Raw genomic sequence first — 26,942 nt, 5'->3', positions numbered from 1 at the left:
GATTGACGCATCCGCTGGCCTTCCGTAAGGACATTGTGGGTTATGGGGACAGGGGCTTATTGGCGATAGAGACTTGGACGATTGATGGCAGTTGAGATTATTGGCCGCGCCTGTGTCGCGCCTGGAGCGAATTCGACGGATGAGCTGTTTTCAGTGCTCAGCCAGGGACGGTGCACGGTAACAACCCTGCCGCAGGATCGATGGGATATTGCCCGCTATTGGCATCCCGAGATCGGTATTGCCGGAAAATATTATACGCTGGCAGCCGGCGTTCTTGATGATATTTACTGCTTTGATCCGGCGCTGTTCGGCATGTCGCAGCGCGAAGCGGCCTTCATGGACCCGCAGCAGCGCATTCTGCTGGAACTGACCTGGCGGGCGCTGGAAGACGCCAATATTCCTGCCGAAAGCCTTCATGGCGAGAATGTCGCCGTCTATGTCGGCGCGTCCAGTCTCGATCATGCCAATCTGGCGGCAGAGGACCCGGCCGGGCCCGGCCCGCATTTTATGACCGGCAATACGCTGTCGGTGGTCTCCAACCGCATTTCCCATGTCTTCGGCCTGAATGGACCAAGCCTCACGGTCGATACCGCTTGTTCCTCCTCACTGGTTGCCCTCGATCATGCCGTGCGGGCTATCGAGGCCGGTCTTGTCGATACGGCAATCGTCGCGGGCGTCAATGTGCTGGTGCATCCTTTGCCCTTCGTCGGTTTCGCCCAGGCGCGGATGCTCTCGATAGACGGGCTGTGCAAGGCTTATTCCAATGACGGCATCGGCTATGTGCGCGCCGAAGGCGCGGTGTCGCTGGTTCTCAGAAGCCGGGACAGGGCGTTGAGGGAAGGCGACCGCAGCCATGCGACGATCCTCGCCAGCGGTATCAATGCGGCAGGCCGCACCAACGGTATTTCTCTGCCGTCGAAAGAGGCGCAGGCGACGTTGTTGCGTGCGGTTTACGACGGCAATGGCATTGATCCCGACAGTCTCGCCTTCATCGAAGGCCATGGCACGGGAACCAAGGTGGGCGACCCGGCCGAGGTCTGGTCGCTCGGCACAGTCATTGGCCAGCGCCGTAAAGAGCCGATCCTGATCGGATCGATCAAGACCAATATAGGCCATGCCGAACCGGCTTCGGGACTGCTGGGGCTGATGAAGGCGATGCTGGCGCTGGAGCACGATCTTCTGCCCCCATCGCTGCATTTCGATGAACCGAATGATGCGATCGATTTTGAAGGGCTGAATGTCAAGGTTGCTGCGCAGCCGGTGCCGCTGCCGCGTGGGAAGACGGCAAGACGGGCGGGTGTCAATTCCTTCGGTTTCGGTGGCGCCAATGCCCATGTGGTGATTGCCGATCCCGAACCGGTGTCACGCCTTGCGCCGGCCTCCTCGCATGAGCCGGTCTTTATGATCAGTGCCCATACGCAGGAAAGCCTGACGGCGCTGGTCGAAGCCTATGATGCGGCGTTCAGGACAGATCCGCAGGCTGCTGCCGGTATCATCTCTGCCGCTGCAGCCAATCGTGCCGCTCTGAAACATCGTTTTGTCGCCTCCGGTCCGACGGAGGCCGTGATCAGGGCCGTGGCCGAGCGGCGTGAAACTGGAAAGAGCGGTGGTGAAATCGGAACAGCGCTGACGTTAAATGCAAAGCTGGCCTTTGTCTTTGCCGGCAATGGCGCGCAATGGGCGGGAATGGGTCTCGACGCCTACCGTGCCAATCCGGTTTTCCGCCAGAGTTTCGATCACGTCGCGGCCTCTTTCAGCCGGTTTTCGCCGATCTCGCTGAAAGATGCCCTGACAGATCCGGCCCTTGAGGCCAGGCTCAAGGATACGCGGCTTGCCCAGCCGCTGCTGTTTGCCGTTCAGGTGGCGCTGACCGATGCGCTGAAGGCAAAGGGGTTGACCCCGGATGCGGTGTTCGGTCATTCCGTCGGTGAGGTGGCGGCGGCTTATTGCGCCGGTGCGCTGACACTGGATGACGCTGTCGCCGTCATCGCCAAGCGCTCGCAGCATCAGGCAGTGCTGGCGGGTTCCGGCACCATGGCGGCCTTGAAGCTTGGCGAAGCCGATGCCGCAGTGCTGATCGGCGAGCTTGCTCTCGATGATGTGGCGATCGCGGCGATCAACGCGCTAGGCTCGGTCACTGTTTCAGGCCCGCGCGAGGCGGTTCAGGCTGTTCGCGACGAGGCGCGCAAGCGGCGTATTCCTGCCCAGGTTCTCGATATCGATTATCCCTTCCATCACCCGCTGATCGATATGGCGCAGGATGGATTTTTTGCCGATCCACCGGTGATTGCCCCGCGCCCGGCGGTTTTGCCGTTCATTTCCACGGTGACGGGTGAGGTTTTCGACGGTCAGGCGCTGACAGCGGATTACTGGTGGCAGAATGTGCGTTGCCCGGTTCGTTTCCGGCAGGCGACGGAGACGGCGCTTGCCCTGGAATGCTCGGTCTTCGTCGAAATTTCGCCCCGCGCCATTCTCGGCAATTATGTGGGTGAAACCGCGCAGCATGCGGGTCAGTCCGTCACCACCATCGCCACCCTGAACCGGGATCAGGCCCCAGATGGGATCGATCCGGTGGCACAGGCACTGGCGCGCGCCATAGCCCATGGCGCAAGGGTCGATGCATCGGCGGTGTTCGGACCGCGTCGGGCCGAGATCCGCCTGCCGGGTCTGCCGTTTTCGCATCTCGAGCTCAGGCCGGAGCCGACCAGCGACCGGGTCGATCTTTATGGCCGTTTTGCCCGTAACGCCTACCGGTTGAATGGCTGGCGGGTCGATATGAACGGGACGCACTGGAAAAACCATGTCGATGCCCGGCTCTTTCCCGATCTGGGCGAGCATGTGGTCGATGGCAGGGCGATCCTGCCCGGCAGCGGCTTTATCGAAATAGCACTCTCGGCAGGACAGGACCTTTTCGGCACCGACCGGCTGGAGCTGGCCAATCTCGATATCCTGCGTCCGCTGGAATTGAGCGACAGCCATATTCTGGAACTGTCGACAGAGATTTCCCGTGAGACCGGCGATATCCGCATTCTGTCGCGTGAGCGGCTGAGCGAGGATGACTGGACGCTGCATGCCATGGGCCGGTTGCGCCGGCTGACCGCAACCGAAGCGCCGGCCACGGTTCTGAACGATCTGCCCGCACCGACCGCCGTGGTCGATGCCGAAAGCGCCTATCGCACGGCACGCCATTTCGGTCTCGATTACGGCCCGCATTTCCAGTTGCTGGAACGGGCCGTCTGCCATGGCGACCACTGGCTTGAGGTCGTGCTGAAGCCAGCCGCCTCCCCCGCCCATCCGTTGCTCGGCTATAATCTCAATCCGATGTCGGTCGATGCCATGTTCCATGGGCTGGTGGCGCTGTTCGACCGTTTAAGCGGCGAGCGCGGCGGTGCGCCCTATATTCCGGTTGGCTTCGCCATGATCCGCACCGCGTGCCTCGGTCTTGCCGTGCATCGGGCGGTCATCGAGATCGAGCGGGTGAGTGAAAGCTCGATCAAGGCCCATTTTACCCTCTTTGCCGAGGATGGCAGCCTGATTGCCAGCCTGCGCGGCGGTCGCTTCCGCCGCACCTATCTGAAACAGCACAAACCGCTCGAAAGTCTTGCCTATCGCTATGAGACGGTGGCCTTGCCGCTGTTGCGCGACAGTGAGCTGTTTTTGCCGCCCGGTCTTTTCGCCGACGGCGATGTGGAGCCTGATACGGCCAGCGTGCTCTTGCAGGCTGCGGTCTTGAGTGCGCTGCATGGGCTGGCGCTGCGGCTGGCCGACCCTGATGTCTGTGTGCGCTCCGGCAGGTTGCCTGCGGAGAGACAGCTTCGCCGGTTTCTCGTCAACGGCCTTCATCTCCTGAGTGATGCCGGTCTGGCTGTTGCCGAAGATGGATGCTGGCGTCTGGAGCCTGATGCGGGTCTGCCGCCCGTGTCCGAGCTGATCGGCGAACTTTACCGCGATTTTCCCGCACGGACCGTCGAGCTGGTAATGATCAACGATGTGTATTCCGCCCTTGATGCCAGGCTACAGGCCGTGGACGGCGGGCTGAATGGTGCCGATCTCTGGTCCGGTCTGGTCGGTGAGGCAACGCTTGAGCATTTTGCCGTTCATTCTCCGCTTGCTTCGGCGCGGATGGAGCGGCTCCTCGACGCAGCCAACAGCCTGATTGGCGATGATTCGCCCGTTTCGGCCCCCTTCTGGCTGGAGCTTGGTGCTGTGTCGGTGCATTTCAGCCGCAAGCTTGCCGCACTCATCCGTGCGCGCGGCGGGCGTCTGGTGATTTGTGAGCCGGATGCTGGTCTTCGCCGCAATCTCGAACTGGCGTTTGAGGCCGATGCCGCTGTGCAGGTGGTTGACCGCAAAGGTCTCGATGGCATGACCTTCATCGATACGGTGGTCAGTGCTGCAGCGGACCTTGCCAGCCTGATCGATGGTGACATGCTGGCCCGTTTTACGCATGGGTCCCTGCTCTCGGTCCGGCGGTTCATCGCTGTTGCCTCCGCCCCCTCCCTGTTTCAGGATTTTGCTTTCGGCCTTTTAGAGACATGGTTCGACCGCACCGTCTCCGAGGATTTTCCTCTCGGCACATTGGTCGATGGCGAAGAATGGCAGCGATTGCTCGATCAGGCCGGTTTTCTCGGTATCTCTGCTGCAAGACAGGACGGAGAAGGTGGGCCGGTCATGACCGTATCGGCCTGCGGCCGCAAGCTTGAGGCGGAATTTGACGTCATTATGCCTGAAGCGCGGCCCGTCGTTGTTGTTCATGACGGGGCAATCGATCCGTCGCGGATCGAGGCAGCGCTTGCCGCCCTGTCGCCGGTGGATGAAATCAGGCTGCTGACCCTGACCGGTCAGGAAGAGGAGAATCGCGCCGCCTTTACCGCACTTCTGCGCGATGAGACTTTTGCTGCTGATGGCGGTTTTGTCTGGCTCTTGCCGCAATCGCTGGAACAGGAGCGGGACGGTGACGGTTCTCTTGTGCTTCAGGACCGGGTTCTTTCGCTCAGTGCGCTGGCTTTGGCGCTTGGTGATGCCGGTGTGGCAAAGCCTTGCCCTATAGCCCTTGTTCTGCCGGGTGGTGCGCCGCTCAAGGCTGGGCTTTCCGCGCGTGTCAGCCATCCGGTCAATTCCGGTCTCTGGCGTTTTGCCCGCGTGCTGCGCAATGAGTTCGATCTGCTCGATCTTCGCGTCGTCGATCCGGGTGCGGCCGACAATGCCATTGAAGTGATGCTGGAATGCGGTCTGCGACTGCTCGCTCAGCCGTCTCAAAACCATGAATGGTTGATCGAGGCAGAGACCGGCCTTCTCTGCGAGGTCCGGGCGGTGCCGGATCAGTGTGTCGAGCCGGTCACGGCGTTTGATGCGGCTGTCATTCGCCAGCGCGTCGCTTCCCAGGTTGGCAGTATCGTCTGGGAAAGCTGTCCGGTGCCGGACATCGGCGCGCATGATGTTCTGGTCAAGACGGCCGCGACGGGGCTGAATTTCCGCGACGTGATGTGGGCCATGGGCCTTCTGCCGGAAGAGGCGCTGGAAGACGGCTTTGCCGGGGCCTCGATTGGCATGGAATTTTCCGGTGAGGTCGTCGCCGTCGGGTCTGCCATCGACGATGTTGCCGTGGGCGATCAGGTCATGGCGATTGCGGCTTCCGCCTTCGGCACACATGTGAAGGTCAAGCGGGCCGGGGTGACGAAACTGCCTGAGGGCATCGATCCGGTGGCGGCAGCCACCATCCCGGTGGTCTTCCTCACGGCCTATTACGCCATTCATGAACTCGCGCGGGTGCGACCAGGCGAAACCATCCTCATCCATGGTGCTGCGGGCGGGGTTGGCCTTGCCGCCATCCAGATTGCGCAGCATTTCGGTGCCAAGGTGATCGCCACCGCCGGAACCGAGGAAAAGCGCCGGTTTATCAAGGCGCTCGGTGTCGAGCATGTGTTCGACAGCCGCTCGCTCGGCTTTGTCGGCGATGTCCTGTCGGTAACGGATGGGGAAGGGGTTGATCTGGCGCTCAACTCGCTCTTCGGCGAGGCAATGGAAAAGACCCTGTCGCTGGTCAAGCCCTTCGGACGCTTCCTGGAACTGGGCAAGCGCGATTATTACGCCGACAGCAAGATCGGTCTTCGTCCCTTCCGGCGCAATGTCAGCTATTTCGGCATCGATGCCGACCAGTTGCTGGTGCTGCATCCCGATCTGTCACGCCGCCTGCTCGGTGAGGTGGGCGCATTGTTTGAAGCGGGCGTGCTGACACCGCTGCCCTTCCGCGCCTTTGCCTATGACGAAATCGGCGATGCCTTCCGGCTGATGCAGAATGCCGGTCATATCGGCAAGATCGTCGTTAAACCCCCGGTCAAGGGCCGGGATATGGTGGCAAAGCGGATTTCCGGTACGATGAAAGTCGATCCCGTAGGCATGCATCTTGTCGTCGGCGGCATTGGCGGCTTTGGTCTGGCCACCGCGAACTGGCTGGTGGAGCAGGGCGCGCGCCACATTGCGCTTGTCACCCGGCGTGGTGTGGCCGACGATGAAACCGAAGCCATGACGGCGCTTTGGGCAAAACAGGGCGTGCACGTGCATATCCATGCCTGTGACGTCACGAATGAGACGGATCTCTCCGGATTGCTCACGGCGCTTCGGGCGGTTGCGCCACTGAAAAGCGTGGTGCATGCCGCCATGGTGCTGGATGACGCGCTGATTGCCAATCTCGACCGTGCGCGCAACCGACCGGTTATCGAGGTGAAGGCAAAGGGGGCCAGCCTGCTGGACCGGTTGACACGTCAGGACCGTCTCGACAATTTCATTCTGTTTTCCTCCGCCACCACCTTTGTCGGCAATCCGGGTCAGGGCAATTATGTTGCCGCCAACGGTTTCCTCGAAGGTCTGGCGCGGGCGCGGCGCGAAAGCGGTCTGCCGGGACTGGCCATCGGTTTTGGCGCGATTGCCGATGCCGGTTATCTTGCCAGAAACACGGTCGTCAATGAAAAGCTCGGGCGGCGTCTGGGCAAGACGGCCTTGATGGCGCGTGAGGCGCTTTCCGCCGTCGAGCGTTACATTGCCGCCGATAACGGCACGGTCGATGCGGCGACGGTGATGATCAGCGAATTTGACTGGGCCCTCGCCCAATCGCTGGGCGTGATGAAGGAAAGCCTGTTCGAGGTGATTGCCCGCCGTCTTGGCCATCAGATCGGCTCAGGCGATGGAAATGGTGTCGATCTTGTCGCATTGGTCGAGGGTAAAAGCCCGGCAGAAGGGCAGGAAGCGCTTTTCGACGTTCTGGCCGGTGTGATTGCCGATACGCTGCGCATTCCGAAGGAAAGCATCGGCCTTACCAGCGTATTGAAGGAGATTGGCCTTGACAGCCTGATGGCGGTGGAACTCGGCTCGAGTTTCGAGCAGAGCACCGGCTTCGATATTCCCCTCAGCAGTCTGGCGGACAAGGCCACAGTCGGTGATCTCACCCGCAAACTCTATGAAAAGGTCAGTTTGCGCGGTCGTCTGGATGACAAGGCGGATGACAGCGCGGCGGAAGTGCGTATCATGGAGGAGTTGCACAGGCGTCACGGCGGCTAGGAGGCGGGAAATGCGGCCTGAGGAGGCTGAATAGCAAAGAGGAGGAGGGAGAACGTTCAAATCGGCCCTGTGTCCGTGTCCGGTTTGATCATCACGCGCGCAAAGGGATTATGCCGTATGAATGAGAGCAAGCGTCAGGATCTGCTGGCCCGTATGAGAGGCATGCAGAAAAATGTCGATACCGGTCGGGCCCTGCGGGCACAGGTTAGCGAAAGCCGCAGTCAAATCGGTTTTGATGACTTGCCAGAGTATAAGCAGGTGATGATGCAGAAACGGGCGAGCGAAGAGCTCGCCATGGCCAATCCCTTCTACCGCGCCCATGAAGGGGCAAGCGGCGCGGTTGCTCAGATCGAGGGGCGTGAACTCGACAATTTCGCCTCTTACGATTATCTCGGCCTGAACCATGATCCACGCATTCTGGCTGCTGCAAACGAGACCATCGGTCAATTTGGCATTTCCGCCTCGGCCAGCCGGGTGGTGGCGGGAGAGCGCACCATTCATGCCGAGCTTGAGTCATCCCTTTCCGACATTTATCGCAGTGAGGCCGCCGTTGTCTTCGTCAGCGGCTATCTGACCAATGTCACCACCATCAGCACACTGATGGGGCCGAAGGATCTCGTCATCCATGACGAGTTCATGCACAATAGCGGCCTGACCGGGGTCAAGCTTTCCGGTGCCAATCGTCGCTTTTTCAAACACAATGATATGGCCGATCTCGAGCGGATTTTGATGACGCTCGGGCCCCAGCACGAGCGGATTCTGGTGGTTTCCGAGGGGATCTTCTCCATGGACGGCGATGTCGCCGATCTGCCCGGCCTTGTCGCGCTGAAAAAGAAATATAATTTCTGGTTGATGATGGATGAGGCCCATTCGCTGGGCGTGCTGGGTGAAAAGGGGTGTGGCAGTTTCGAGCATTTCGGTATCGATCCGTCCGAGGTCGATATCTGGATGGGAACCCTGTCGAAAACTGCCTGCAGCTGCGGCGGTTACATTGCCGGCAGTCAGGCACTGATCACGTTGTTGAAGGCACAGGCGGGCGGTTTCGTCTATAGCGTCGGTCTGGCGCCGGTGCTGGCGGCCTCTGCCATTGAAAGCCTGAAGGTCTTGCGTCAGGAGCCTGAACGTGTGCGGAATTTGCGCCGCAACAGTCAGGTTTTTCTAGAGCACGCTAGAGGCCTTGGCCTCGATACGGGTCTGAGTGAAGGCTTTTCCGTGGTGCCGGTGATTGTTGCCGATTCGCTGAGAGCCGTGCAGGCTTCGAATGAGCTGTTCGAAGCCGGCGTCAATGCACTGCCGATCATCTATCCGGCGGTGCCGGAGGGGCTGGCGCGGCTCAGGTTTTTCATCACCGCCGCGCATGACGAAGCACAGATCCGTCGTACGGTGGAGAAGGTGGTGGCCATTCTGACCCGGCTCAAGGAGCAGAATTTCGGCTTTTCCTCCATGGATGTCCAGAAAGTGCTGATGCAGCTTGCCTCGCGTTGACGTGTGGCTGTGATGAAAAAAGCCCCCGACCATGTCATTATCACCGGCGGATCGAGCGGGATCGGCCTGGCCCTTGCCCGGCTCTATCTCGATCAGGGCGCAAAAGTGAGCCTGATCGCCCGCTCATCGCAGCGGCTTGAGGCGGCGAGACAGGCGCTTGGCGGGTTGGCCGCGGAAAAACTTGGACTTTATGCCGCCGATGTCACGGATTTTGCCGCGCTTTCCGAAGCCATTCACGCCGCTGAGGCCGCTTCCGGCCCCTGCGATCTTTTGATCACCTCCGCCGGTGTCGTTCAGCCCGCAAGGCTGGTCGATGCGGACATGGCCGATATCCGGCGACAGATCGACACCAATCTGATCGGAACGATCCATGCGGCCAAAATCCTCTGGGCGGACATGGCCATGCGCGGTGGCACAATGCTGTTCATTTCCTCAGGGGCTGCTTTCATCGGCCTTTATGGTTATGCGCCTTATTGCGCCTCCAAGACGGCACTGGTCGCGCTGGCCGAATCGCTGAGGATGGAGGCCAGAGACACGAAGCTGAAACTCGCTCTTTGCTTTCCGCCCGATACCGATACGCCGCAGCTGGCCGAGGAGCTGAAACATCGCGCACCGGAGGCGGAGCGGGTGATGGGCACGGTCAGGCCCTGGGCGGCGGAGGCCGTTGCGCGTCATATGGACCGGGCCCTGCAAAAAGGGCGTCTGGATATTCATTTCGGGCCAACGCTCTTTCTGTTGGCCCGTTTCGGCTCGCTTGTCCGGCCTCTGCTTTATTGGTGGTACGGTCGTCCGTGAGAATGCTTTCTTGTGTTCGGGCGCGAACACCTGTAGGGCGGCATGACGGCTGCTGGCGGGTTTGGGGTTATCACAGCAGACGGAGAGGGCCGGTCCAGTTCCACGCAAGCGAGGGGGCTTAAGGCTGGATCAGGGTTATGGTGAAGCATGTTTCGCCAGACCCGATGCCGCAATGCGGCTGCCTCCGGTTTCAGGCGTCATGAGGGCGTTGCGGAGGACGGCAGAGCCGGGATGATCCCGGATAAGGACAGGAAAAGCATATGTCAGACGATTTCGAGCCGGAAACGGCTGCCCACGACCCCTCCAATATCGCAGCGCTCGTGCTCAGTCAGGAAATGGATGCCCTGACCGATGTTCTGGTCAGCGCGCTCAGGGAAGTTTATAATATTCTCGACAACAATCTGCCGGAACAGTCTCCGACGCTGCATTGATCTTTGCTCATCATCGCTGCGGATGATCAGGCTTCGCCATTGCCGGAGCCTTTTGTTTATCTGGCATATTCCTTCACCGCCTGCATCACCACGAATGTCGAGGTATTGGCGACATGCGGCAGGCTGGAAATCTTTTCGCCGAGCACCTGACGGTAACGCCGGATATCCGCCGTTCTGACCTTCAGAAGATAATCGAAAGACCCTGCGATCATATGGCATTCCTCCACCTCGCGGATCTTGCGCACGGCGCTGTTGAACTCGCTCAACGCCGCCTCGCGGGTGTCCGACAGTTTCACCTCGGTGAAGGCGATGTGGTCGAGGCCGAATTTCTGCGCATCGACAATGGCTCGGAAGCCGAGAATATAGCCCTCGTCGATCAGCCGTTTCAGCCGCACCTGACACGGCGTTTTCGACAGGCCGATGCGGGCCGACAGATCGGTGATCGACAGACGGCCATCCTGCGACAGCGCTTCGATAATCTTGCGATCGAAAGCGTCCAATTCACTGCTCATGTCAGTTTTACTCATCAAAACACCTTTTAAAACAAATTGAATAAGGCATTTTGCCTAGGAAATTATAGAATTCAAGTTGATTGGATTTTATAAGAACATGGTAATCTGAAGGAGAAAAATCCTCCAGAGGCGACCATGACCCCTTCAGCTTTGCCCTTATCGTCATCTGCCGATCAGCCACTCCCAGATGTCTTTGCCGCGTTTGCCCCGCCAGTCGGGCGTGAGACGCCGTTAAGAGCCGCAATCACCGCGGCGTATCGCAGGCCGGAAAAACACTGCATGGAGCCGCTTCTGGCGGCAGCCGTCGTCAGTCAGGACGATGCGACCGCGATTGCCGCAACGGCGCGCCGCCTGATAGAGGCGCTCAGAGCCAAACATAAGGGCTCCGGCGTCGAAGGGCTGGTGCAGGAATATGCGCTTTCCTCGCAGGAAGGCGTGGCGCTGATGTGTCTGGCGGAAGCGCTGCTGCGCATTCCTGACGATGCCACTCGCGATGCGTTGATCCGCGACAAGATTGCTGGCGGCGACTGGGGCGCGCATCTGGGCGGTGGGCGTTCACTCTTCGTCAATGCCGCGACCTGGGGTCTGGTGGTGACGGGAAAACTCACCGCCACTGTCAATGATAGAAGCCTTGCGGCTGCTCTGACCCGGCTGATTTCCCGTTGTGGCGAGCCGGTCATCCGCCGCGGTGTCGACATGGCCATGCGGATGATGGGCGAACAGTTCGTCACCGGCGAAACCATTGCAGAAGCGCTGAAGCGGGCGCGTCTCCTCGAAGACAAGGGCTTCCGCTATTCCTATGACATGCTGGGCGAGGCCGCGACCACGGCGGCCGATGCCGAGCGCTATTTCCGCGATTATGAAAATGCCATCCACGCCATCGGCAAGGCCTCTGCCGGGCGTGGCATTTATGCGGGTCCGGGCATTTCCATCAAGCTGTCGGCGCTGCACCCGCGCTATAGCCGCGCCAAGGCCGGGCGGGTGATGGATGAATTGCTGCCGAAGGTGAAGGCGCTGGCGCTTCTTTCCAAGCAGTATGATATTGGCCTCAACATCGACGCCGAGGAGGCCGACCGGCTGGAATTGTCGCTCGATCTTCTCGAAGCGCTCTGCCTCGATCCGGCGCTTGAAGGCTGGAATGGTATCGGTTTCGTCGTGCAGGCCTATGGCAAGCGCTGCCCTTACGTGCTGGATTACATCATCGATCTGGCACGCCGCTCGCATCATCGCCTCATGGTGCGACTGGTCAAGGGGGCCTATTGGGATGCTGAGATCAAGCGGGCGCAACTGGACGGGCTTGAGGATTTTCCCGTCTTTACCCGCAAGGTTCATACGGATGTCTCCTATATCGCCTGCGCGAAAAAACTGCTCAACGCCCGCGATGCGGTTTTTCCGCAATTTGCCACCCACAATGCCCAGACGCTGGCGACGATCTATCATCTGGCCGGACCGGACTTTGCCGTCGGCTCTTATGAGTTCCAGTGCCTGCACGGCATGGGTGAGCCGCTTTACAGCGAGGTGGTCGGCAAGAACAGGCTCGACCGACCCTGTCGCATCTATGCGCCCGTCGGCACCCATGAAACGCTTCTTGCTTATCTGGTGCGCCGTCTTCTGGAAAACGGCGCCAATTCCTCCTTTGTCCATCGCATCGCCGACCAGACCGTTTCGGTGGACGACCTGATTGCCGATCCGGTTTCCGTCGTCCGTGCCATGGCCGATCCCGGCGGCAAGCATGAGCGGATTGCTCTTCCCGCAGAGATTTTCGGTGTCGGTCGCCGCAACTCCAAAGGGTTCGATCTCTCCAACGAGAACAGCCTTGCCAGCCTCAGCGAAACACTGGTCAGCACCGTAACCATGGATTGGCAAGCAAAGCCGGTGCTTTTAAGCCCAAAGGGGAGGGGTGAATCGCGGGCAGTCCATAATCCCGCCGACCACAGGGATTGTGTCGGCATGGTGGAGGATGCAAGCGAAGAAGCGGCACGGCAGGCCGTTGCCGATGCCGCCGCACATTTTGACACATGTGCCTGGATGCCGGTGGCGGAGCGGGCAGCCATGCTGGAGCGTGCCGCCGACGCCATGGAAGCACGCCTGCCTGTTCTTCTGGGTCTGATCATGCGCGAGGCGGGAAAATCCGCCGCAAACGCTATTGCCGAAGTGCGCGAGGCGGTCGATTTCCTACGCTATTATGCCGATCAGGCCCGCCGCAGTTTCGGGCCCATGCACAAGCCGCTGGGGCCGGTGGTCTGTATCAGCCCGTGGAATTTCCCGCTGGCGATTTTCACCGGTCAGGTGGCGGCGGCACTGGTGGCGGGCAATCCGGTTCTCGCCAAACCGGCCGAGGAAACGCCCTTGATTGCCGCCGAAGCGGTGCGGCTCCTGCATGAGGCGGGTGTGCCCGTTACAGCCTTGCAGTTCCTTCCCGGCGATGGCCGCATCGGCGCGGCCCTGATCGGGGCAGACGGGGTGGCGGGCGTGATGTTTACCGGCTCCACCGAGGTAGCCCGGCTGATCCAGCAATCGCTTGCCGGTCGTCTGGGGGCAAAGGGCAGGCCGATCCCGCTGATTGCCGAAACCGGCGGCCAGAATGCGATGATCGTCGATTCCTCGGCTCTTGCCGAACAGGTGGTGGCCGACGTGATTGCCTCGGCCTTCGACAGCGCCGGTCAGCGTTGCTCGGCGCTTCGGGTTTTGTGCCTGCAGGAGGATATCGCTGAGCGTACCCTGACCATGCTGAAAGGCGCGATGCATGAACTCAGCCTGGGGCGCACCGACCGCCTTGCCGTGGATATCGGCCCGGTGATCACCGTCGAGGCCAAGACCACGATTGACGCTCATATCGAGGCCATGCGGGCCAAAGGCCGAAAGGTGGAGCAGATCGGCGCTGCAGACGAAACGCAGCATGGCACCTTCGTTGCTCCGACCATCATTGAAATCGACAGTCTTGCCGATCTGACGCGGGAAGTGTTCGGCCCCGTTCTGCATGTGCTGCGCTATCGCCGTACCGATCTCGACCGGCTGATCGATGCGGTCAATGCCAGCGGCTACGGCCTGACCTTCGGGCTGCATACGCGGCTTGACGAAACCATTGCCCATGTGACCCAGCGGATCAAGGCGGGCAATCTTTACATCAACCGCAATGTCATCGGCGCTGTGGTCGGTGTGCAGCCTTTCGGCGGTCGTGGCCTGTCCGGCACCGGACCGAAGGCGGGCGGACCGCTTTATCTTGGCCGTCTGGTCGAAACGCCGCCGGTCCCGCCGCAGCACAGCTCTATCCATCGCGATCCGGCGATGGCCGATTTTGCCCGTTGGCTGGATGAACTGGGTGAAGCTTACGAGGCCGACGCCGCCAGAGCGCTGGCGAGCCAGTCGGCTCTGGGGCTCAGTCAGGAGCTTTCCGGCCCGGTTGGCGAGCGCAACCTCTATGAACTGCATCCGCGCGGAACAATCCTGCTGGTGCCTGCGACCCGACAGGGACTGCTGCGGCAGATGGCATGTGCGCTGGCCACAGGCAATATGGTGGTGATCGATGAGGAGAGCGGGGTGCATGACTGCCTTGCCACTTTGCCACCCAGCCTGAAGCATCGTGTAGCGATGACAAAACGGGTGGAATGGAGCAAAGCCGGTCCCTTTGCCGGCGCGCTTTTACAGGCGGAAGGCGAAAGCCTGATCGCTTTGAACAAGGCCATTGCGGCCTTACCCGGTCCGCTGATACTGGTGCAGGCCGCCACGAGACGGGACATGGGCGAAAAAACCGATGCCTATTGTCTCAACTGGCTGGTCGAGGAAGTATCGATCTCGATCAACACCGCTGCGGCGGGCGGTAATGCCAGCCTGATGGCGATAGGGTAAGACTGCATGTTCTGAAAGCCCGGTGCCGGTTTGTTTCAGACGATGCGATCCGGTAGATAAGGGACAGGAATGAAGAGCATTGCCATTATCGGCGGCGGTCCGGCAGGATTGATGGCCGCCGATTGTCTTGCCGGTCGTGGCTTTCAGGTGTCTGTCTACGAAGCCAAGCCGACCATGGGGCGCAAATTGTTGATGGCAGGCAAATCGGGGCTCAATCTCACCCATTCCGAGGATTATCAGAGATTTGTCACCCGCTTCGGTGCGGCCAATGCACGGTTGAAACCGGCACTCGACCGTTTTACCCCTGCAGATCTCAGAAACTGGGCGGCATCTTTGGGGGTGGAAACCTTTGTCGGCACCTCCGGGCGTGTGTTTCCAAACGCCATGAAAGCCTCGCCGCTGCTGCGCGCCTGGCTGACATCGCTGGAAACCCGTGGCGTGAAACTCCTGACACGGCATCGCTGGACGGGATTTTCCGAAGGCGGTTATGGTTTTGAGACGCCGCATGGGCCAATCCATATCAGGCCCGATGCAGTCATTCTGGCCCTTGGCGGGGCGAGTTGGCCCGGTCTTGGCTCGGATGCCGCATGGGTGCCATGGCTTGCGGCGGCAGGCGTGGCCATCGTTCCGTTCCGCCCGGCCAATTGCGGCTTCGACGCGGAGTGGAGCGCGTTTTTTCGCGAGACCTTTTCAGGTCATCCGATCAAGTCTGTCGCCATCACCTCAGCAGCCGGGCGGATAAAGGGCGAATTTGTCATCACTCGAACAGGGGTCGAAGGCAGTCTCGTCTATGCCCATGCCGCAGCCTTGCGCGATGCGCTGGAACGTGAAGGACAGGCCAGCCTTCAGGTCGATCTCGTGCCGGACCTTTCCGCTGAAAAACTGAGGGCCGCGCTTGCCCGTCAGCCTGCCGGGACCAGCCTTTCAAACCGGCTGCGCAAGGGTGCAAGACTGGAAGGGGTGAAGGCCGCACTCCTGCGCGACATCATCCCCGACTGTAACGGTTTCGACCCGGAACGATTGGCGACCGCGATCAAATCGCTCACCATTCCGCTCCTTCGCCCGCGTCCGATTGCCGAAGCGATTTCATCTGCTGGCGGCATCGATTGGCAGGAGGTGGATGATCAATTCATGCTCATCCAACATCCCGGCCTGTTCGCTGCCGGAGAAATGCTGGATTGGGAAGCTCCGACCGGCGGCTATCTGTTGACCGCCTGCCTCGCCACCGGCAAAGCCGCTGCCGAAGGGGCAATCCGCCGGCTAAAATAGCGAGCGGCCCCGGAACTGATGGAAAATGCTGACAGTTGTGGCCATGCAAGGACATGATTCGGCAAAAATTTGTTATTTTGCGTTCATCAGGGCTTTCCTGGACAGACATGGCGGAGAAGGGGCTCTCTACCATTATTCGTATAACTTATTGATATTTATTCATAGAAATTTCCGTCGGGTACAAATCTTAGTATATTCTAAGATAACATATGTCAACAATTGCAGGCGCCTTGCGACGTCATATCAAAGGGTGGCCTGCATCAATGGTACGATCCGTAGGTTGACCCGTGCGCGCCGTCGATCGAGCATGGAAAAACCGCCATCAACGGGCTCGCAACTCACCGGCGGTTCTTACAGGGTGTTCAATAATACTGAACGACATCACTGAAAATGTAGAACAGGCGTTGACAAGTGCTTGAGCCGGGGGCTCGGATACGACCCCTTCAACGTCGAGCCGGACTTTACCTTACCAGCCAAAAATGTTGACGAAGCCCCACCGGCTCAGTTCTGCGTTGAAACCAACACATGGGGTCACTTCTCAGTCGAAATCAACATTTTTGTTCCATCGCGTAACAATAGGTATCCTCATCTGCCGCAAGAACCAGTAAATACATCAAAAACGGATAGCCGCTGCGTAGAGCCAATTGCGCGAGAGAACGTGAAATCTCTGATATATATTCAGCAGATGCGCTGTCATCCATGGAGAATACCGCTTGTTCAGTTTGAGGTCCATATATTCGAAAGTAATGTTGTGGGGAATGACAGACGCTTTGATCAAAGGATCGGGTCAATTGGTTGCAAAACTTTCCAGCCGAAAGATCAGATCCGCCGCGGCATCGTTCCACTTCTCAAGCTATCTCCGACCGTGCGCCCAAATCTGGAGTAACACGACTTTTCATGCCGAGATTCGTTGACGATCGATTGCAAAGTACGATCCCGACGATGACCAGCGCTCCACCAATCAGCATGGAAAAGGTCAATGTTTCTTTAAGTAGAGCTGCCCCCAACAGAACAGCCGTCAGGGGGTTTAATGCGATGAACACTCCCGATCTGGTCGCACCAATCTTGCCTATGGCCTCGTAGTACCAGACATATGCAACTGCGGAGCCGACTGCACCGAGATAAAGAAGGCACGCTAAATCACCGAAGGGCAAAGCCGCCAACGTGTGAACGGTCAGCTGTCCGCCGAGAATTGCGGTCAACGTCAACATGACAGCTCCGGCCCAAATCGAATACGCAACGGTATGCAACGGCCCAATCTGTCGAATAATATCTCGTCCGAAAACGCTATAGCTGACCCAACTGAGGACACAGCCAAAGATCAAGGTGTCACCGGCCCAATTCCCCGACGAACTGGACAATGCCTGCGGGTTCTTGCTCAAGATCACAATCATTGCGCCAGCGAGGCACAGCGCTATTCCCGCTATTTTAACCGGTGACAAAGACTCCCGGTAAATCAAAAACGAAGCGATCGCCATTGCTGCCGGGTTGAGCGCAACGATGAGCGACGCCCTTGAGGCGGTCACAAAATGCAGTCCATAAAAGAAGAAAAGATTATATGAAAAGATCCCACAAAAGCCGAGACCCACGATCTTCATGAATTGCACCGCATTGAGTCTCAGGAAAAGCCTCCCGGAAACAAGAAGGAACCCGGACAACACGAATGACGCCAGAATAAATCTTAAGCTGGCGGAGAGAAGCGGCGGTGTGTCGGGAGAAATATTCCGCCCGGCAACAAAAGTACCTCCCCATATGACAGCGACCAAAGACAGCTTCAGATAAGTTGATTTTGGTGCAGCCGTCTCCTGAACCGCAGCTTCGATGCTCATATCTCGTCTCCCCCGTTTGTCGCAAGCGCGTCGATGACGGTGTAGACGGCGTGGCGAGAGCTTTGGTTTTTCAGTCGGAGCCAGGCTTTGGCCAGCTTGTGCGCCTCCGAGCTCTGCAAAAACAGGGTGGTTTCATCCTTTGGAGGGGTGTCCGGCTGATCGATGTCTTCAAAAAACCAACTCACCGGGTAGCCGGTTTTTGCTGCGATCTGGCTCATTCGGCTGACACTGAGGCGGCTCGTGCCTTTTTCATATTTCTGGATCTGCTGAAAGGTAATGGCACAGGCCTTGGCCAGCTTTTCCTGACTGAGACCGGTGCGGATGCGCGCCGTGCGAATGCGCGTGCCGACAAGCATATCGATCAGGTTCGGTGCTTTGGTCTTGTTCAACATGGTTTTCCTGTCGGGCTGCTGCATGAACATCTATCCTTGCTCTTCAATCCCGTTGCAATGTGTCAATCCCTTCAATTGACACTGGCAATACAATCTCGAATGGCAGATAATAGTAAAATGAATAAATCCTCATGAGTGGCCACCATGACCCTGACGCAGTTGGAAGCTTTTGTAGTTGTCGTGGAACGTAAAAGTTTTACCTTGGCAGCCGCTCAATTGAAAATTTCGCAGTCAGGCGTTTCCCATGCGATCAAATCGCTTGAGGATGAACTTGGTGTAGAATTGCTTCATCGGCACCAAGGATATGTCGAGCCGACCGACATCGGCTCAAGCCTGCTTCGGCACGCACGCACTCTTCTCGGGCTTGCCGAGACAATGCGACAGGAAGCTTTCGATGCTCGCGGCATGAAGCGAGGCACCTTGAGGATCGGATCTTTCGGTCCGACTTCGACCCTGTGTCTGCTACCGGAAATATTGGCGAACTACCGCAAGAAATTCCCCGATATCGTTATTCATATCGATGAAGGCCCGGATAGGCAGGTTGTGCAATGGCTGATGGACCGCCGAGTTGATGTCGGCTTTGTGGTGCTTCCCGAGGAGCAATTCGACACCTATCCGCTCGTGGAGGACCAGATGGTCGCATTGCTGCCGAGCGATCATGCCCTGGCCTCGCAAACATCCGTAACATTGCGGGACATGTGCGCCGATCCGTTCGTCTTGACGGAAGCCGGCTCAGCCGAACTGGTGTCACGGCTATTCCTGGCGGCAAAACTCCAGCCGAATATCCGATACAGGACATCCCAGCTCTTGAGTACGTTAACAACCGTTGCGCGAGGTGACGGTGTCACTATCGTTGCGGAATCGTCATTGCCTGACAATTTCCCGCTGCGGCTGGTGAAGAAAGCCCTGAACCCTGCCGTGAAGCGATCCGTCGGGCTGGCTGTCAATGATGAACGGCAATCTTCTCCGGCAGCCAAGGCGTTTATTTCGCTTGCGATCAAGAAATTCGCATCCGGGACTTACGGGACTATTGCATAGAGGCACCCGCCCGGTTCATCGGATGACGTACTCTTGGAGCTCCGCTGTTCTGATCAATCCGGCTTCAGCCGCAGGACAGTGGCCGGTGTCAACCTCAAGGGCCGCTGGCGAGCAGAAGTTTTGCGAGGAAATCCAAGGTTTTGCAGGTAACTGGCGGAGAGTGATTGCAACTTGGCGGAGAGGGTGGGATTCGAACCCACGATACCCTTGCGAGTATGCCGCATTTCGAGTGCGGTGCTTTCGACCACTCAGCCACCTCTCCGGTCAAAACTGGTCGGCACCGTCAGGTGCGGTGCGCTTCATAGCGGCGATTGTCAGGGCTGGCAAGAGCGAATTTTCGAAAAGACCAGGCTTTTGCCTTGACAGGGATGAGGGCATCACTTATGCGACATTCGGGTTGTGATGGGATAAAACCTGTCTTTTTCCTTTGGCTCCTTCGGGGCCGATCACCGGCGGGTGGTTCATCCGCTAATCCGACTGACAAAAAGACAGCCGCCCGGCCAAAACCGGGAAGAGCTGGACCGAACATGAAAGGTTAAAAAATGTTCGCAGTCATCAAGACCGGCGGTAAACAGTACCGCGTAAACGCCAATGACGTGCTGACCATCGAAAAGCTGGAAGCCGAAGCTGGCGCAACCATCGAATTCACCGAGGTTCTCGTTGTCGGCGAAGGTGAAGACGCCAAGTTTGGCGCTCCTTTCGTTGCTGGCGCGACCGTCAAGGCTGAAGTCGTCGAGCAGACCCGTGGCAAGAAGGTTATCGCCTTCAAAAAGCGCCGCCGCCAGAACTCCAAGCGTTCGCGCGGGCATCGCCAGCATCACACGGTCGTTCGCATCACCGACATCATCGCCGCCTGATCGGTCAACGGGAAACAAGGTTTAAAGGAGAACTCCAATGGCACACAAAAAAGCTGGCGGTTCCTCGCGCAACGGTCGCGATTCGAATTCCAAGCGCCTTGGCGTGAAGAAGTTTGGCGGCGAAAACGTCGTAGCAGGCAATATTATTGTTCGTCAGCGCGGCACGCAGTGGCATCCCGGCGCCAATGTCGGCATGGGCAAGGACCATACCCTCTTTGCACTTTCCGCCGGCAATGTCGCCTACCGTACGAAGTCCAACGGTCGCGTGTTCGTGTCCGTCATGCCGAAAACGGCGGAAGCAGCGGAATAAGCCGGTAGCGCTCAAAAACAGCCGGCGTCTCATCGACCCGGCTGGCCGCACCAGGTTCAGCAAAGCAAAAAGGGAAGATGGGGCGCCACCCACCTTCCCTTTTTCTTTACCTCCAGACCAGAAGGAGCTGAACCATGGAGAGCTTATTATTAAGTCGGGACGACCGGGAAAGGTCGCCCGATGATCGGATGAGGCCCGATCGGTTAAGGCGGAGTTGCCCCGTTCTTCTGTCGCAGCGGCTCGTTTTGCGGGCGCCGCATGTGGAAGACATTGACGCCCTTGCCCATCTCGCCAACAACGCCGCCATTGCGACCATGGTGTCGCGTATGCCCCATCCTTACACGGCGAAGGACGCCGCTGATTTTGTGCGACGTTCCAATGACGGCGGGATCGGCAAATGCGTCTATGCCATCACAAAAGCCGAAAATGGGGAGTTCCTCGGTTGCTGCGCGCTGGAGCCACCACCGAATGGTGAGGAGACTCTGGAAATAGGCTTCTGGCTGGGCGAACCTTACTGGAACAAAGGTTATGCTACCGAAGCCATGCATGCGCTGATCGACATGGCCTTCCGTACCCGGGAGGATGTCGCAACACTGGATGCCCGTTGCCGGGTCACCAATGTTGCCGCACGCCGGGTCATCCAGAAGAGTGGCTTCCAGTTTCAGAGCACGGGCATGGTCGCGCATCTTGCTGGTCGCGGCATGATGCCGGTCGAATGGTACCGGCTGGACCGCAAGACCTGGATGTCGTTGAAGAGCTGGGGAGCGATGCGATGATGACAGCGCCTCAACACCCCATTCCGGCTGCGGTTGCGCCCGGACCCTGCCCGATGATCGAAACCCGGCATCTGGTCCTGCGTCCCGTGCGCATGAGCGATGCCGATGCGATTGCCGAAACGCTGAACGACTGGCAGGTCACCCGGATGCTGAGCCGGGTGCCTCTGCCCTACAGCCGCGATGATGCCTGCGACTGGCTCAATCGGGCGCGTTCTGCCGTAACGCCCGATTGGCAACTGGCCATCACCGAAGGGGATGACGTGATGATCGGCCTCGTGTCTCTGGAAATCCGGCACGGGCGCTGGCATCTGGGCTATTGGCTGAACCGCTTCTATTGGGGGCAGGGGCTGATGAGCGAGGCGGCGGGCGCAGCTCTATCGCGTTTCTTCCGTCGCATGCCGGAGGCGATGGTGCATTCAGGCGCCTATGCCGACAACCAGGCCTCGCTGCGTATTCAGGACAAGCTCGGTTTTCGCATCATCCGATGCAGCGACCTGTTCAGCGCCTCACGCAATGCCATGGCCCCGCATATCGAAACCCGGCTGACCCAGCCGGATTTCATTGCGCCAAAGGGCATTTGAAAAGCCGGGCCGCAAGATTGCGGCCCGCATCTTCCTCCGGCTAACGTTTTCAGACTTTTCCAGCCAGTTCGACCCAGACTGGAAAATGGTCCGATCCTTCCGCCTTCACATCCACCCAGGCATCTTTCAGCCGGGGAACCAGCGAACCGCTCAGAAAGCCATAATCGAGATGCATGCGCATATCCGGGTGTCCGGTTTCTTCCCAGCTATAACAGCCGGGCGTCAGCCTGCCGAGGCGGGCCAGCGCATCGACGGGAACGCCTGTGCGGGCATCGCGGTCGTAATAGGCGTCCTTCGTCCCGACCATGGCGACATATTCCGGCGATTCCGGCTGCATGTTGAAATCGCCCATCAGCAGAAAATCCTCCGTCATCGGCGGTTGCGGCAGGCCGAATTCAGCACCCATGGTGATTGCCCCGCCTTCCTGAACAAAATTGAAGGCACGCTCTTTCAGAAAATGGATCTGGGCAATGCGCTCGTCGGGGGCGACATGATCGAGATGGACGCAGTAAAGACGAAGCGCGCCACCGGGTGCGTCAATCACCGCTTCGCTCGCACCGCGCTGCATGTTCAGCCGTTCATAGCTTCTTGTGCGCGGCAAAAGCAGCAGGCGATGAGAGAGGATCGGCCAGCGCGACAGGATCATGTTGCCGAACTGGTAGCGTCGGTCAACACGGCGGCCATCGACGATCTCGCTGGCGCTGTGCAGGTCGCAGGCCGGCCCATAGATCCAGTGATAATCGGGAAAGAGGCTGGCAAAAATCTCCGGCAGATCGGCCCCGTCATTGACGGCGGCACCGCGGGTGACCTCCTGAAGGGCGATGACATCGGCGCCTTCAAGATTTGCGGCAATCCGTTCGGGATCGAAACGGCGGTCGAGACCGAAACCATATTGGATATTGTAACTGACGAAACGCACGATACTCTTTGACCTCCGGGGCAACCAGCGATAACGATGGCGACATGATAGAGTATCCTGATACAGGAAGCATGGCAGGCAAATGAAATTTCTCGACGAAGCAAAGATTTATATCCGGTCCGGAGATGGCGGCGCAGGGGCCGTGTCGTTCCGGCGCGAGAAATATATCGAATTCGGCGGGCCGGATGGTGGCGATGGCGGACGTGGCGGCGATGTCTGGGTCGAGGCGGTCAACGGTCTCAACACCCTGATCGATTATCGCTTCCAGCAGCATTTCAAGGCCAAGATCGGCATGCATGGCATGGGCAAGAACCGCACCGGGGCCAATGGTGACGATATTACCCTGAAAGTGCCCGTCGGCACCCAGATTTTCGATGAAGACAATGAGACGCTGATCATCGATCTGACCGAGGAAGGCCAGCGTTTCCGCATCGCCAAGGGCGGCAATGGCGGTTTTGGCAATGCCCATTTCAAATCCTCGACCAATCAGGCGCCGAACTGGGCCAATCCCGGTCTCGAAGGTGAGGAAAAGACCGTCTGGCTGCGGCTGAAACTGATTGCCGATGCCGGTCTGGTCGGCCTGCCCAATGCCGGAAAATCCACCTTTCTCGCCGCCGTCACCCGTGCCCGGCCAAAGATTGCCAACTATCCTTTCACCACGTTGCATCCCAATCTCGGCGTGGCGACGGTGGATGAGCGCGAATTCATTCTGGCCGACATTCCCGGCCTGATCGAAGGCGCCCATGAGGGCGTGGGCATTGGCGACCGTTTTCTTGGCCATGTCGAGCGCACCCGTGTGCTGCTGCATCTGGTCTCGGCGCAGGAAGAGCATGTCGGCAAGGCTTACAAAACCGTCAAGCATGAGCTTGAAGCCTATGATGGCGGGCTTGAGGACAAGCCGGAGATCGTGGCCTTGTCGCAGATCGACGTGCTCGATCCGGACAGTCTGAAAAAGAAGGCGAAGGAATTGCAGAAGGCCTGCGGCAAGCCGGTTCTCATGCTGTCTGCCATCACCGGGACAGGCATGCGGGAGGCGCTTCGGGCGTTGCGCGATGTGATTGTCGAGGCCCGCGACGATGATGCCATGGTCCTGGAGGAGCGCCCGAAAAAACAGCGTCATAAACAGGCCGGTGTCGAGGATCAGGGCGAGGATTTCGCCGATGAGGATGGGGAGGAGGAGGCATGAGCGCACCGCTTGCCTCACTCTCCGGCTACCGCCGCATCGTCATCAAAATCGGCTCGGCGCTGCTTGTCGATCGCGCCAGCGGCTTGAAGAAACCGTGGCTGGATGCGATCTGCGATGACATTGCTGCGCTGAGGCAAAAGGGTGTCGAGGTTCTGGTCGTGTCTTCCGGGGCGATTGCGCTGGGCCGCACCGTGCTGAACCTGTCACCGGGGGCGCTGAAGCTTGAAGAAAGTCAGGCGGCGGCGGCGGTTGGCCAGATTGCGCTGGCGCGTCACTGGAGCGAAAGCCTGGCGCGGTCGGAGATTGTTGCGGGCCAGATCCTGCTGACGCTGGGCGACACGGAAGAGCGCCGCCGTTATCTCAATGCCCGCGCCACGATCAAGCAATTGCTGTCATTGGGATCGGTGCCGATCATCAATGAAAACGACACGGTGGCGACAACGGAAATCCGTTATGGCGACAATGACCGGCTGGCCGCCCGGGTCGCGACCATGTGCGGTGCCGATCTTTTGATCCTGCTCTCCGATATTGACGGGCTTTACACGGCGCCGCCGCATCTCGACCCTCAGGCTGAATTTCTGCCGGTCATCGACGAGATTACGCCGCAGATCGAAGCCATGGCGGGAGGAGCGGCATCGGAACTGTCGCGTGGCGGCATGCGCACCAAGATCGATGCGGGCAAGATTGCCACCAGCGCCGGATGCGCGATGATCATCACCTCCGGCAAGCCGATGAACCCGCTGAAAGGTATAGATAACGGTGCGCGCCATTCCTGGTTTGCGCCTTCTGCCACACCGGTGACAGCGCGCAAGACCTGGATTGCCGGGCAATTGCAGCCTGCCGGAACACTTGTGGTCGATCAGGGCGCGGAAACGGCGCTGCGCTCGGGCAAAAGCCTGCTGCCCGCCGGTGTGCAGGACGTGTCCGGCCAGTTTCATCGTGGCGACACGATTTCGGTGGTCGGGCTTTCAGGACGGGAAATCGCCCGCGGACTTGCCGGATACGATGCCGAGGAGGCGCGGCGGATTGCCGGGCATAAATCACGCGAGATCGAGGCGCTGCTCGGCTATGCCGGACGGGCGGCGATGATCCATCGCGACGATCTGGTGATGACGGAGACAGCCGGAAAAACCGGCGGAAGCAATCAAAGGGACGAAGCCCATGCTTGAGGCGGTGAGGACATCGGACGATATCGAAGCCTTGATGCTCGATCTTGGACGCAAGGCGCAGGCAGCAGCCCGGCCGCTGGCCATTGCCACCAGCGCGCAGAAAAATGCAGCGCTGATTGCCATGGCGGATGCCATGGCCGCCCGCAAGGACGAGATCATCGCCGCCAACAGCCGTGATATGGCCATGGCCCAGCAGGCCGAGCTTGCCCCGTCCTTTCTCGACCGGCTGAAGCTTGATGAGGGGCGCATCTCTGCGATGATTGACGGTCTGCGGCAGGTTGCGGCGCTGGCCGATCCGGTTGGCGATGTGATTGCCACCTGGGAGCGTCCGAACGGGCTGAAGATCGAGCGCGTGCGCACGCCGCTCGGCGTCATTGGTGTGATCTATGAAAGCCGTCCGAATGTGACGGCGGATGCCGGCGCGCTCTGCCTGAAATCCGGTAATGCGGTTATTCTGCGTGGCGGTTCCGATTCCATCCATTCCTCGCGCGCCATTCATGCGGCCATGGTTGAGGGGCTGAAAGCGGCGGGTCTGCCGGAAACGGCGATCCAGCTTGTGCCGGTGACCGACCGTGCCGCCGTCGGCGCGCTTCTCTCCGGCCTGAACGGCACGGTGGACGTGATTGTGCCGCGCGGCGGCAAAAGCCTGGTGGCGCGGGTGCAGGCCGAAGCGCGGGTGCCGGTCTTTGCCCATCTCGAAGGGCTTTGCCATGTCTATGTCGATGCCTCTGCCGATCTCGACATGGCAAAATCAGTTGTCGTCAACGCCAAGATGCGCCGCACCGGCATTTGCGGCTCGGCGGAAACGCTGCTGATCGACAGCGCTGTGATCGGTACGCATCTGGAGCCGATTGTTTCGGCCCTTCTTGACGCCGGTTGTGAAGTGCGCGCTTCGGCCGCCGTGCTGAAGGTGCTGCCCGGCCTGAAACCGGCAACCGAAGAGGATTGGCGCACGGAATATCTCGATGCGATCATCTCGGTTGCCATCGTCGATGGTGTTGGCGGGGCGATCGATCATATTGCCCGCTATTCATCGCATCATACCGAAGCGGTGATTGCCGATGATCCGGCGGTGGCCGAACGTTTCTTCAATGAGGTGGATTCGGCCATTCTGCTGCACAATGCCTCGACGCAGTTTGCCGATGGCGGCGAGTTTGGCATGGGCGGCGAAATCGGCATTGCCACCGGCAAGATGCATGCGCGCGGTCCGGTGGGCACCGAGCAGCTCACCTCCTTCAAATACCGCGTGCATGGCACGGGGCAGACCCGGCCCTGACGTGGTGGAGGAGAGGGGACAGACCATTGCCGAGCGTTATCTCACCATGCCGCATACGGAGCGTGGCATGGTGGTCGGCCTGTTTGGCGGCTCTTTCAATCCGCCGCATCACGGCCATGCACTGGTGGCGGAGATTGCCCTTCGCCGCCTCAGGCTCGATAAGCTGTGGTGGATGGTCACGCCCGGAAACCCTTTGAAGAACCATGGTGAACTGGCGCCGCTTGCAGAGCGGATCGCGGCCTGTGAGGCGTTGCTGCACGATCCTCGCATTACCGTGACCGCCTTTGAAAAGCGGCTTGGCACCAGCTACACCGCGCATACGCTGTCGCAGGTGAAGCAGCGAAACCCGCATGTGCATTTCATCTGGATCATGGGGGCGGACAATCTGCGCAGCTTTCACCATTGGCAGAACTGGCAGACAATCGCCTGCACCTTTCCCATCGCGGTGATTGACCGGCCGGGGGCGACGCTTTCCTATCTCTCCTCGACCATGGCGCATCGCTTCGGCCGCGCACGCATTGATGAAAGTGACGCAGGCGTGCTCTGGCAGCGCAAGGCGCCCGCATGGACCTTTATTCACGGGCCGCGCTCGACCTTGAGTTCCACAGCCCTTCGCAAGTCGGATGTCTTGAAAGATTAACCTTTCAGTGCCACCTTATAAAAAGGCTCACTGGCGATGGTCGCCAACTGAGTCGTGATCGTGCTGTTTTT

The 26,942-nt window shown here is 59.3% G+C and carries 20 protein-coding genes and 1 tRNA gene; 15 read left to right on the top strand and 6 right to left on the bottom strand.

Annotation, left to right across the window (positions count from 1 at the left end):
* Window positions 1-84: 84 nt before the first annotated feature.
* From NAC44_RS18800 to NAC44_RS18785, 4 genes are all read left to right on the top strand, one after another.
* Window positions 85-7,557, top strand: a complete 7,473-nt coding sequence (locus NAC44_RS18800; protein WP_250943099.1) for a type I polyketide synthase — start codon at window positions 85-87, stop codon at window positions 7,555-7,557.
* Between the two features lie 117 nt (window positions 7,558-7,674).
* Entirely contained in the window at window positions 7,675-9,042 is a 1,368-nt protein-coding gene (locus NAC44_RS18795; protein WP_250943098.1) for an aminotransferase class I/II-fold pyridoxal phosphate-dependent enzyme, read from the top strand.
* Between the two features lie 12 nt (window positions 9,043-9,054).
* The gene (locus NAC44_RS18790; RefSeq protein WP_250943097.1) at window positions 9,055-9,837 is read left to right on the top strand and encodes an SDR family oxidoreductase; all 783 of its coding nucleotides are present in this window, start codon (window positions 9,055-9,057) and stop codon (window positions 9,835-9,837) included.
* Between the two features lie 260 nt (window positions 9,838-10,097).
* The gene (locus NAC44_RS18785) at window positions 10,098-10,268 is read left to right on the top strand and encodes a hypothetical protein (RefSeq protein WP_250943096.1); all 171 of its coding nucleotides are present in this window, start codon (window positions 10,098-10,100) and stop codon (window positions 10,266-10,268) included.
* A gap of 56 nt (window positions 10,269-10,324) precedes the next feature.
* Here NAC44_RS18785 and NAC44_RS18780 read toward each other — a convergent pair whose 3' ends face one another.
* Window positions 10,325-10,795: an Lrp/AsnC family transcriptional regulator gene (locus NAC44_RS18780; RefSeq protein WP_250943095.1), complete on the bottom strand. Its 471-nt coding sequence runs from the start codon at window positions 10,793-10,795 to the stop codon at window positions 10,325-10,327.
* Between the two features lie 120 nt (window positions 10,796-10,915).
* On the opposite strand from NAC44_RS18780, the gene putA reads away from it, so the two are divergent.
* Together putA and NAC44_RS18770 are read left to right on the top strand one after the other, a co-directional pair.
* Complete coding sequence (gene putA, locus NAC44_RS18775) at window positions 10,916-14,629, top strand: trifunctional transcriptional regulator/proline dehydrogenase/L-glutamate gamma-semialdehyde dehydrogenase (RefSeq protein ID WP_250943094.1); 3,714 nt, start codon at window positions 10,916-10,918, stop codon at window positions 14,627-14,629.
* A gap of 69 nt (window positions 14,630-14,698) precedes the next feature.
* Window positions 14,699-15,898 (top strand): TIGR03862 family flavoprotein, encoded by a 1,200-nt coding sequence (locus NAC44_RS18770; RefSeq protein ID WP_250943093.1) that lies wholly within the window; start codon window positions 14,699-14,701, stop codon window positions 15,896-15,898.
* A 548-nt stretch (window positions 15,899-16,446) separates the two neighbouring features.
* Here the strand turns inward: NAC44_RS18770 and NAC44_RS18765 are convergent.
* The 3 genes from NAC44_RS18765 to NAC44_RS18755 all read right to left on the bottom strand — a co-directional run bounded on the left by NAC44_RS18765 (window position 16,447) and on the right by NAC44_RS18755 (window position 18,143).
* Window positions 16,447-16,599: a hypothetical protein gene (locus tag NAC44_RS18765; RefSeq protein WP_250943092.1), complete on the bottom strand. Its 153-nt coding sequence runs from the start codon at window positions 16,597-16,599 to the stop codon at window positions 16,447-16,449.
* A 147-nt stretch (window positions 16,600-16,746) separates the two neighbouring features.
* On the bottom strand, window positions 16,747-17,727 hold the full coding sequence (locus tag NAC44_RS18760; protein ID WP_250943091.1) for a DMT family transporter: 981 nt from the start codon (window positions 17,725-17,727) through the stop codon (window positions 16,747-16,749).
* On the bottom strand, window positions 17,724-18,143 hold the full coding sequence (locus NAC44_RS18755) for a helix-turn-helix domain-containing protein (protein WP_250943090.1): 420 nt from the start codon (window positions 18,141-18,143) through the stop codon (window positions 17,724-17,726). Before NAC44_RS18755 ends, NAC44_RS18760 begins: the two co-directional genes overlap by 4 nt.
* A 120-nt stretch (window positions 18,144-18,263) precedes the next feature.
* Here NAC44_RS18755 and NAC44_RS18750 point away from each other — a divergent pair, with 120 nt between their 5' ends.
* Window positions 18,264-19,157 (top strand): LysR family transcriptional regulator, encoded by an 894-nt coding sequence (locus tag NAC44_RS18750; protein ID WP_250943089.1) that lies wholly within the window; start codon window positions 18,264-18,266, stop codon window positions 19,155-19,157.
* Window positions 19,158-19,329: 172 nt separating this feature from the next.
* Here the strand turns inward: NAC44_RS18750 and NAC44_RS18745 are convergent.
* Window positions 19,330-19,419, bottom strand: a tRNA-Ser gene (locus NAC44_RS18745).
* A gap of 280 nt (window positions 19,420-19,699) precedes the next feature.
* On the opposite strand from NAC44_RS18745, the gene rplU reads away from it, so the two are divergent.
* The 4 genes from rplU to NAC44_RS18725 all read left to right on the top strand — a co-directional run bounded on the left by rplU (window position 19,700) and on the right by NAC44_RS18725 (window position 21,681).
* Complete coding sequence (rplU, locus tag NAC44_RS18740; protein ID WP_250943088.1) at window positions 19,700-20,014, top strand: 50S ribosomal protein L21; 315 nt, start codon at window positions 19,700-19,702, stop codon at window positions 20,012-20,014.
* A gap of 37 nt (window positions 20,015-20,051) precedes the next feature.
* Window positions 20,052-20,324, top strand: a complete 273-nt coding sequence (gene rpmA / locus NAC44_RS18735; protein ID WP_250943087.1) for a 50S ribosomal protein L27 — start codon at window positions 20,052-20,054, stop codon at window positions 20,322-20,324.
* Between the two features lie 134 nt (window positions 20,325-20,458).
* Complete coding sequence (locus NAC44_RS18730) at window positions 20,459-21,100, top strand: GNAT family N-acetyltransferase (RefSeq protein ID WP_250943086.1); 642 nt, start codon at window positions 20,459-20,461, stop codon at window positions 21,098-21,100.
* Complete coding sequence (locus NAC44_RS18725) at window positions 21,097-21,681, top strand: GNAT family N-acetyltransferase (RefSeq protein ID WP_250943085.1); 585 nt, start codon at window positions 21,097-21,099, stop codon at window positions 21,679-21,681. Before NAC44_RS18730 ends, NAC44_RS18725 begins: the two co-directional genes overlap by 4 nt.
* Before the next feature lie 49 nt (window positions 21,682-21,730).
* On the opposite strand, the gene NAC44_RS18720 is transcribed toward NAC44_RS18725, so the two are convergent.
* Complete coding sequence (locus tag NAC44_RS18720; protein ID WP_250943084.1) at window positions 21,731-22,600, bottom strand: endonuclease/exonuclease/phosphatase family protein; 870 nt, start codon at window positions 22,598-22,600, stop codon at window positions 21,731-21,733.
* A gap of 82 nt (window positions 22,601-22,682) precedes the next feature.
* Here NAC44_RS18720 and obgE point away from each other — a divergent pair, with 82 nt between their 5' ends.
* Genes obgE through NAC44_RS18700 form a run of 4 tightly spaced genes read left to right on the top strand, consistent with a single transcriptional unit; the run spans window position 22,683 to window position 26,871 of the window.
* The gene (gene obgE / locus NAC44_RS18715) at window positions 22,683-23,786 is read left to right on the top strand and encodes a GTPase ObgE (RefSeq protein WP_250943083.1); all 1,104 of its coding nucleotides are present in this window, start codon (window positions 22,683-22,685) and stop codon (window positions 23,784-23,786) included.
* Window positions 23,783-24,955 (top strand): glutamate 5-kinase, encoded by a 1,173-nt coding sequence (gene proB, locus NAC44_RS18710; RefSeq protein WP_250943082.1) that lies wholly within the window; start codon window positions 23,783-23,785, stop codon window positions 24,953-24,955. Before obgE ends, proB begins: the two co-directional genes overlap by 4 nt.
* Entirely contained in the window at window positions 24,948-26,231 is a 1,284-nt protein-coding gene (locus tag NAC44_RS18705) for a glutamate-5-semialdehyde dehydrogenase (RefSeq protein WP_250943081.1), read from the top strand. Before proB ends, NAC44_RS18705 begins: the two co-directional genes overlap by 8 nt.
* Window positions 26,206-26,871, top strand: coding sequence for a nicotinate-nucleotide adenylyltransferase (locus tag NAC44_RS18700; protein ID WP_420839985.1), 666 nt, complete (start codon window positions 26,206-26,208; stop codon window positions 26,869-26,871). The genes NAC44_RS18705 and NAC44_RS18700 overlap by 26 nt, the downstream gene beginning before the upstream one ends.
* Window positions 26,872-26,942 lie beyond the last annotated feature (71 nt).

The organism is Allorhizobium sonneratiae (assembly GCF_023700755.1).
Classification (GTDB): Bacteria; Pseudomonadota; Alphaproteobacteria; order Rhizobiales; family Rhizobiaceae; genus Allorhizobium; species Allorhizobium sonneratiae.
This window is presented reverse-complemented; position numbering and strand designations above follow the sequence as displayed.

What these genes read in the sequence shown, in the direction of transcription:
- NAC44_RS18730 (WP_250943086.1), top strand. Translation starts at nt 20,459, where the DNA reads ATGGAGAGCTTATTATTAAGTCGGGACGACCGGGAAAGGTCGCCCGAT.
- NAC44_RS18750 (WP_250943089.1), top strand. Translation starts at nt 18,264, where the DNA reads ATGACCCTGACGCAGTTGGAAGCTTTTGTAGTTGTCGTGGAACGTAAA.
- proB (WP_250943082.1), top strand. Translation starts at nt 23,783, where the DNA reads ATGAGCGCACCGCTTGCCTCACTCTCCGGCTACCGCCGCATCGTCATC.
- NAC44_RS18755 (WP_250943090.1), bottom strand. Translation starts at nt 18,143, where the DNA reads ATGCAGCAGCCCGACAGGAAAACCATGTTGAACAAGACCAAAGCACCG.
- rpmA (WP_250943087.1), top strand. Translation starts at nt 20,052, where the DNA reads ATGGCACACAAAAAAGCTGGCGGTTCCTCGCGCAACGGTCGCGATTCG.
- obgE (WP_250943083.1), top strand. Translation starts at nt 22,683, where the DNA reads ATGAAATTTCTCGACGAAGCAAAGATTTATATCCGGTCCGGAGATGGC.
- NAC44_RS18725 (WP_250943085.1), top strand. Translation starts at nt 21,097, where the DNA reads ATGATGACAGCGCCTCAACACCCCATTCCGGCTGCGGTTGCGCCCGGA.
- NAC44_RS18705 (WP_250943081.1), top strand. Translation starts at nt 24,948, where the DNA reads ATGCTTGAGGCGGTGAGGACATCGGACGATATCGAAGCCTTGATGCTC.
- NAC44_RS18800 (WP_250943099.1), top strand. Translation starts at nt 85, where the DNA reads ATGGCAGTTGAGATTATTGGCCGCGCCTGTGTCGCGCCTGGAGCGAAT.
- NAC44_RS18780 (WP_250943095.1), bottom strand. Translation starts at nt 10,795, where the DNA reads ATGAGTAAAACTGACATGAGCAGTGAATTGGACGCTTTCGATCGCAAG.
- NAC44_RS18760 (WP_250943091.1), bottom strand. Translation starts at nt 17,727, where the DNA reads ATGAGCATCGAAGCTGCGGTTCAGGAGACGGCTGCACCAAAATCAACT.
- putA (WP_250943094.1), top strand. Translation starts at nt 10,916, where the DNA reads ATGACCCCTTCAGCTTTGCCCTTATCGTCATCTGCCGATCAGCCACTC.
- NAC44_RS18765 (WP_250943092.1), bottom strand. Translation starts at nt 16,599, where the DNA reads ATGGATGACAGCGCATCTGCTGAATATATATCAGAGATTTCACGTTCT.
- NAC44_RS18790 (WP_250943097.1), top strand. Translation starts at nt 9,055, where the DNA reads ATGAAAAAAGCCCCCGACCATGTCATTATCACCGGCGGATCGAGCGGG.
- rplU (WP_250943088.1), top strand. Translation starts at nt 19,700, where the DNA reads ATGTTCGCAGTCATCAAGACCGGCGGTAAACAGTACCGCGTAAACGCC.
- NAC44_RS18700 (WP_420839985.1), top strand. Translation starts at nt 26,206, where the DNA reads ATGGCACGGGGCAGACCCGGCCCTGACGTGGTGGAGGAGAGGGGACAG.
- NAC44_RS18770 (WP_250943093.1), top strand. Translation starts at nt 14,699, where the DNA reads ATGAAGAGCATTGCCATTATCGGCGGCGGTCCGGCAGGATTGATGGCC.
- NAC44_RS18795 (WP_250943098.1), top strand. Translation starts at nt 7,675, where the DNA reads ATGAATGAGAGCAAGCGTCAGGATCTGCTGGCCCGTATGAGAGGCATG.
- NAC44_RS18785 (WP_250943096.1), top strand. Translation starts at nt 10,098, where the DNA reads ATGTCAGACGATTTCGAGCCGGAAACGGCTGCCCACGACCCCTCCAAT.